This is a genomic window from Mitsuaria sp. TWR114, from assembly GCF_007997345.1.
In genome coordinates this window covers 1-6,875 of sequence record NZ_VOSR01000404.1, presented here as the reverse complement: position 1 = coordinate 6,875, position 6,875 = coordinate 1, and the positions used below count along the sequence as shown (strand labels likewise).

The following is a 6,875-nucleotide window of genomic DNA, read 5'->3' as shown; positions in this document are numbered from 1 at the left end:
CAGCGACAGCGGCTGCTCCAGCCGGCAGTTGAGCACCTGCGCCCGCGCCAGGCGCAGCTGGGTGCCGTTGACCACCGCGTCGCGCAGCTTCGCATCGGTGGGCAGGTAGTCCGGCGCCGGGCCGAGCCGCACCCAGCAGAACACCGGCGTCTCGCGCAGCCGGATGGCGCCGCCGGTGGCGCCGCACGCGCCCTCGCGCGTCTCGGCCACCTCCAGCGCCTCGGTGGGATAGGACACCGTCAGGTCGAAGAACACCGGCGCGCCGAAGTCGTCGCCGGCCACCGGCGGCACCGGCTGCACCACCGCGTCGGCCAGCACGATCTCGCGGCCGCGGGCGTCGATCGCGTAGCCGGGCTGGATCGAGACCTCGCGCGCACCCTTGGTGCCGGTGGTGGCGAACCCGGCGCCGATGCCGGGCTGGTGCAGGCTCTGGTTGTGCAGCCAGCGCATCTGGCGGTTGAAGTCGTCCAGCTCCTGCAGGTCCGATGCGAACAGGCGCTGGCCGTTGAAGAAGCTGCTGCGCTCCGCGAAACGGGTGTCACCGATGAGGGCCATGATGTCCGGTTCCTTCCTCAGGGGTCAGGCGCAGGGATCGCCGGGTGTCTGCCCGGGGCAGTCGGTCACGGGCCGGAACTCCTGCTGGCAGCCGAACCAGCGCACCACCAGCCGTTTCTTCTGCGCGAAAGTCACGAAGGCGGCCGGGAAGTCGCTGTTGAAGCTGGTGATCAGCGACAGCGTCTCCGGCCGGAAGCGGTAGGCCGGCGTGGTCGCCGGCGTGACCGCGTACAGGTGCAGCTCGGCGTCGATCGGATACGGCCAGGCCGCGCGCGACTGGTAGACGCCGGTGTTCAGGTCCAGTCCGTACAAGGTCGCGATCGCGCGGCCGTCCAGTCCGCCGGCCGAGTCCATCCGCACCAGCGGTTGCCAGGTGGCCGGGAAGTCCATGGGCCGTGCCGGGTCCCAGGTCAGCGCCGCGGGCCCGACCAGCCCGCCGTCGATCCAGCCCTGGTCCACGATGCCGTCGCCCTGCGCCAGCGTGGGCCGCACCGTGACGGTGTTGCCCACGATCTGCTGCACGTAGGCGCCGTTGGAGACATCGGCGTGATGGACCAGCAGCCCCGCGACGTCGTTCGGGCCGAAGACGAGGTCGTCGGCGACATCGAGCTCCCGGGGATCGGCATCGACGCGGGTGATCCGCGCGCTGTCGCGCCAGTGCACCGTCGCGAGCCGGTCCCCGGTGGCCAACGCCCCCGGCGACCCGGACAGCACCAGGTCGACCCCGACGATCGCCACCACTTGCGCCACCGCGCTCTCCAGCGTCACGCTGCCAATGAGCGGCCAGGCCATCACGCAGTCGCCGACGGCGAAGGCGGCGGACTCGGCCAGCGTGATCCGTGTCTCGTCGGTCTGTTGCGCCACCACCGTCGCGACGCGGCCGAAGCGGCCGACGGCCAGCAGGTCCAGCCGGCGAGCCGTTTCCACCAGCGGCGACCCCAGGCCCAGCAGCGTGCCCGTCACCGCGGCCACCGATGCCGGCGGCGGCGACTCGGCGCCGTCGGCCACGCGCAGCCGCAGCACGTCCTTCACCCGCGCGGCGCTCGCGCGTCCGACGCGCACTTCGTTCGGCCGCTTGGGCTCGAAGGCGTCGATCGTCGTGGCGCAGCACCAGTCCGCCGCCACCAGCCGATCGCCCACCGCCAGTCCCAGCCCGGCGCTGAGCACCAGCGCCTTGCGCTTCTTCACGATCTTGTCCACGACGGCGACCAGGGACAGGTCCCGCATCGGCGCCACGACGTCGCCTACGGCGAACGGCGCGACGTCGCTGACGCCCACCTCGCTGCTGGCCTTCGGGACCAGGCGCTGGATCGTCAGGCCGCCGGAGAGCGGCACGGCGCGCGTCAGCGTGGCCACCTCGGCCGCCGTCGGCGGCGGCTGCAGCTCGAGCTTCACGCCGTCGCTCACCGTTACTTCGGGCGCCGTCGCCAGCGGCTGCCGGTCCGCGTCGAGCAGCACCGCCCGCGCGCCCTTGCCCAATCCCTGCGGCGCCGACTTCAGCTCCAGCTGCAGCGACTTGCCGTCGGCCGACAGCGTCGCGCGCTTGATGTCGATGGCGTCGGTCATCCGCGCCACGTGCAGCCCGTCGCTTTCCTTCCAGGCCGGCGGCGGCTGCTCCACGGTCATCCGGCCGCGCTCACGCCGTCGATCAGCGCGACGGCGCCGTCCGAGTCACGGTGCAGCACGTCGCCCTTCTTGATCGCCGGCGCGGCGGTGTAGTCGGCCAGCATCGCCGCGCTGTCGTCGGGCACCGTCACCACCTCGGCCAGGCGCGGCAGGTTGCCCAGCGCCAGCACGCTGTCGTTGACGCGCACGCCGTCCAGCGGCGCGGAAAGCGTCACCGTCGATCCCTCGGCCGCGGTCAGCGACACCGCTGTGCGGGCCCGCGGCCGCAGCAGCGCGATGACGTCGTTCGGCTTGAAGACGGCGGCGTCGTCGAGGTCGATCGAGAGCTGGTCGCCCGCGCTCGCCGGATCGCCGACCACCCGCGTCTGGCCGTACCAGGCGGCGACGCGGCGGCGCCCGATCTCGGCCATCAGCAGCCGGAAGGTGAAGCCGTCGACGGCCGGATCGGCCACCTCGGGGAAGAAGGCCGGCGCGAACTCGGCCTTGGCCAGGTTCCAGCTGCGCGCCTGCACGTTGGCCACATAGCGCGGCACCTCGGTGAAGCCGCTGGCGGAGGTGTCGACCCGCGTCTGCACGCCCACCACCTTGCTGACGATGCCGCCGCGGCCGTCGGGGGACTCGACGCATCCGACGGTTCCCAGGGCGTGCCCCTCGACCGTCTCGCCGCGCGCCAGCCGCGGCCGGGCCAGCGGCCGGACCCGGGGCGGGCGGAAGTCGGTCTTCAAGCCGCCGTCGTAGCGGGCCAGCACCGCGCCGTCCGGCGCCTCGTTCGCGGCGATCGGCACCCAGGCCAGTTCCACGTCGCTCTCGAGCAGGCGCGCGTCGTCCAGGACGCAGCCGGGCTCGTCGGGCACGCAGCACGTCCCGCTTCCGTTCCCGTCGCCGCGGCGCGTGGCGCGCAGGCGCAGCACCAGCCAGGCGACCTCGGTGGGCAGCGGCACGCGGCGCGCGCGCTGCAGGATCAGCTCGCGGCCGCGGCGGTCGTAGGCCAGCCCGCAGGCGACCTCGATGCCGGTCACCTGGCCGGTCCCGTCTTCAGTCACTTCAGCGCTCACCAGGCCGAAGGCGATCCCGCCCGTCTCATGCAGCGCGCGGTTGTGCAGCTGGCGGCGCAGCGCCTCGAAGCGCTGCTGGTCGCGCGCGTCGCGGCTGCGCAGCGTCTGGCCCTGCCAGTACTGCAGCCGTTCGAGATCCAGCAGGTCGCGTCACGCCCGACTTCGTGCATCTGGAAGCCGGCTCCGTGCGCGCCCGCTTCCATGACACCGACGCCCAGATCAAGGCCAAGGACGCGATCGCCAAGGCCCTCAACGGCAACGAGACCTCCGACCCGACCTTCATCGTCGCGCTGAACCTGGTCTCGCGCAGCCCCGACTGGCTGACCTCGCTGCATGCGTTCCCGATGTACCTGGGCCTGGACCTGCGCGGCGGTGTGCACTTCCTGATGCAGGTCGACATGAAGGCCGCGCTGACGAAGAAGGCCGAGTCGATGGCCTCCGACGTCCGCACCATGCTGCGCGACAAGAACATCCGCCACGCCGGCATCACCCGCGAAGGCAACGACGTCGCCATCAACTTCCGCGACGAGGCCACCCGCACGCAGGCGCTGAACCTGCTGCGCGAGCAGGTGCCCGACTTCGCCTGGACCGCCACCGGCGCCGGCACCGAGCTGCGCCTGAGCGGCTCGCTCACGCCCAAGGCCGAGATCGCCGTCCAGGACGCCGCGATCAAGCAGAACATCACGACGCTGCACAACCGGGTCAACGAACTGGGCGTGGCCGAGCCGGTGATCCTGCAGCAGGGCCGCGACCGCGTCGTCGTGCAGCTGCCGGGCGTGCAGGACACGGCCAAGGCCAAGGACATCATCGGCCGCACCGCGACGCTGGAGCTGCGCATGGTCGACGACAGCGCCGAGGCGCAGGCCGCGCTGGCCGGCACCGGCCCGGTGCCCTTCGGCACCGAGCGCTTCACCGAAAGAGATGGCGCCCCGATCATCGTCAAGCGCCAGGTGGTGCTGACCGGCGACAACCTCAACGACGCCCAGCCCGGCTTCGACGAGAACCACCAGCCCTCCGTCAACCTGAAGGTGGACGCCAAGGGCGCCCGCATCATGAAGGACGTGTCGCGCGAGAGCATCGGCAAGCGCATGGCCATCATCCTGTTCGAGAAGGGCAAGGGTCAGGTCGTGACCGCGCCGGTCATCCGAGGCGAGCTGGGCAACAGCTTCTCGATCACCGGCGGCAACATGTCCGCGCAGGAAGCCAGCGACAGCGCGCTGCTGCTGCGCGCCGGCTCGCTGGCCGCGCCGATGGAGATCATCGAGGAACGCACCATCGGCCCGTCGCTGGGCAAGGACAACATCGACAAGGGCATCGCGTCGGTCACCTGGGGCTTCGTCGCCGTGGCGATCTTCATGTGCCTGTACTACATGATGTTCGGCGTGTTCTCCGCGGTGGCGCTGGGCTTCAACCTGCTGCTGCTGCTGGCGGTGCTGTCGATGCTGCAGGCCACGCTGAGCCTGCCCGGCATCGCCGCCATCGCGCTGGTGCTGGGCATGGCCATCGACGCCAACGTGCTGATCAACGAGCGGGTGCGCGAGGAACTGCGCGCCGGCATGGCGCCGCAGCAGGCGATCCACGCCGGCTACGAGCGCGCCTGGGCCACCATCCTGGACTCCAACGTCACGACGCTGATCGCGGGCCTGGCGCTGCTGGCCTTCGGCTCCGGCCCGATCAAGGGCTTCGCGGTCGTGCACTGCCTGGGCATCATCACCTCGATGATCTCGTCGGTGATGTTCTCGCGCGCGCTGGTCAACCTCTGGTACGGCCGCCGCAAGCGCCTGAAGTCCGTGTCCATCGGCACCGTCTGGAAGCCGGACGCCACCCCCGGCACGCCGGACGGCGACGCCCCGGCCGCCGAGGCGCGCTGAGCGCCGGCCCCCCGCAGAGAAGAGAGCGCACAACGCCATGGAATTCTTCCGAATCAAACGGGACATCCCGTTCATGAAGCACGCGTTGATCCTCAACGCCGTGTCCTTCCTCACCTTCGTCGCCGCGGTGTTCTTCCTGGTCACCAAGGGCCTGCACTTCTCGATCGAGTTCACCGGCGGCACGGTGATCCAGGTCCAGTACGCGCAGGCAGCGGACGTCAACCGGACCCGTCACATCGTCGAGCAGATGGGCTTCGGCGAGATCCAGGTGACCAACTTCGGCACCTCGCGCGACGTGCTGATCCGCCTGCCGGTGAAGCCCGACGTCAAGCAGACCGAGCTGGTCGACCGCGTCTTCGGCGAGCTGTGCAAGGCGGAGCAGGGCAAGGTCGTGGCCCACCAGGAAGTCACCCCGCAAGGGGAGTCGGTGAGCAAGCAGGCCTGCGCGGTCAACGGCGCCGAGCCGCTGAAGCTGACCAGCAGCGAGGTCGTCGGCCCGTCCGTCGGCGCGGAGCTGGCCCACGACGCCGCGATGGCGCTGGGCTTCACCGTGATCGGCATCATGCTGTACTTGGCCTTCCGCTTCGAGTGGAAGTTCGCCGTGGCCGGCATCATCGCCAACCTGCACGACGTGGTGATCATCCTGGGCTTCTTCGCCTACTTCCAGTGGGAGTTCTCGCTGGCGGTGCTGGCGGCGATCCTGGCGGTGCTGGGGTACTCGGTGAACGAGTCGGTGGTCATCTTCGACCGGATCCGCGAGGCCTTCCGCAAGTACCGCAAGCTCAACACGCACGAGGTCATCGACCACGCGATCACGTCCACGATCAGCCGCACGATCATCACGCACGGCTCGACGCAGATGATGGTGCTGTCGATGCTGCTGTTCGGCGGCCCGACGCTGCACTACTTCGCGGTCGCGCTGACCATCGGCATCCTGTTCGGCATCTACTCGTCGGTCTTCGTCGCGGCGGCGATCGCGATGTGGCTGGGCGTCAAGCGTGAGGACCTGGTCAAGGCCGGCCCCGCCAAGCAGGGCGATCCGGACGACCCCAACGCCGGCGCGGTCGTGTAGTAGAGTCGTCCGCACTCCTCAACCTCACGCTCGATGACCGCCGCCGACGCAAGATCCCAGGCCCTGGCTTCGCAAGCGCGGCGCGTCCACACGGAGGTGCTGCTGCGAGGGCTGCCCGCCATGGTGGCGGTCCTGACCACGGCGGTGCAGGACCTGCTCTCGCAGCCGGCCGAGCACTCGCTGCAGATGGCCCGCCGCGATGCCTACGACGCCTGGCAGCGCGCCTCGACGCCCTGGCATGCGCGGCTGGGCAAGTCGCTGCGGCATGCGTACCACCACGGCGCCGGCGATTCGCGCTCGGCGTCGCTCTCCTCCCGCCCCCAGAACCTGTCCCTGGTCAGCGACGACACGATCGAGCGCGAGATCATCGCGTCGCGGCTCGCGCTGGCCATGATGGACAAAGCCAGTTGGGAGTTCAGCGACCTGCGCAACCGCATGCAGTCGCTGGAGCGCGTCGAGGACCTGGCCCAGCAGGACCTGCTGCGCGCGCAGGTGCTGTCGCGGCTGGTGCTCGATGCCTGGTTCGAGGCGGGGCTGAGCAGTTCCGTCTGGCAGATGCTGCAGCGCTGGCTGCACCACGAGTTCTCCCAGCTGCTGAACGAGGCCTATCACGAAGCCAACCACTGGCTGATCCAGCAGGGCGTGATGCCCGAGGTGGACCTGCGCCCCTTCATCCGGCGCAACGCGCGGCCGGCG

General features: G+C 70.6%; 5 protein-coding genes and 1 pseudogene. 3 read left to right on the top strand and 3 right to left on the bottom strand.

Annotated features, from left to right (window positions below):
- The 3 genes from FUT87_RS30000 to FUT87_RS30755 form a co-directional block, all read right to left on the bottom strand.
- On the bottom strand, nt 1–555 hold a 555-nt coding region (locus tag FUT87_RS30000), incomplete at its 3' end, for a hypothetical protein (RefSeq protein ID WP_222617165.1).
- Nucleotides 556–579: 24 nt separating this feature from the next.
- The gene (locus FUT87_RS15135) at nt 580–2,181 is read right to left on the bottom strand and encodes a hypothetical protein (RefSeq protein WP_147241549.1); all 1,602 of its coding nucleotides are present in this window, start codon (nt 2,179–2,181) and stop codon (nt 580–582) included.
- Nucleotides 2,178–3,224, bottom strand: a complete 1,047-nt coding sequence (locus FUT87_RS30755; RefSeq protein ID WP_255511856.1) for a hypothetical protein — start codon at nt 3,222–3,224, stop codon at nt 2,178–2,180. The genes FUT87_RS15135 and FUT87_RS30755 overlap by 4 nt, the downstream gene beginning before the upstream one ends.
- Before the next feature lie 161 nt (nt 3,225–3,385).
- Here FUT87_RS30755 and secD point away from each other — a divergent pair.
- The 3 genes and pseudogenes from secD to FUT87_RS15120 all read left to right on the top strand — a co-directional run.
- Nucleotides 3,386–5,107 (top strand): annotated as a pseudogene (gene secD, locus FUT87_RS15130) (protein translocase subunit SecD); the annotation flags it as partial.
- A 37-nt stretch (nt 5,108–5,144) separates the two neighbouring features.
- The gene (gene secF / locus FUT87_RS15125; protein WP_091727976.1) at nt 5,145–6,179 is read left to right on the top strand and encodes a protein translocase subunit SecF; all 1,035 of its coding nucleotides are present in this window, start codon (nt 5,145–5,147) and stop codon (nt 6,177–6,179) included.
- 33 nt (nt 6,180–6,212) lie between these two features.
- A partial coding sequence (locus FUT87_RS15120) for a DUF1631 family protein (protein ID WP_147241547.1) occupies nt 6,213–6,875 on the top strand: 663 nt, incomplete at its 3' end.

Excerpts from the sequence above, each read along its gene's own strand:
- secF (WP_091727976.1), top strand. The coding sequence starts at position 5,145 with ATGGAATTCTTCCGAATCAAACGGGACATCCCGTTCATGAAGCACGCG.
- FUT87_RS15135 (WP_147241549.1), bottom strand. The coding sequence starts at position 2,181 with ATGACCGTGGAGCAGCCGCCGCCGGCCTGGAAGGAAAGCGACGGGCTG.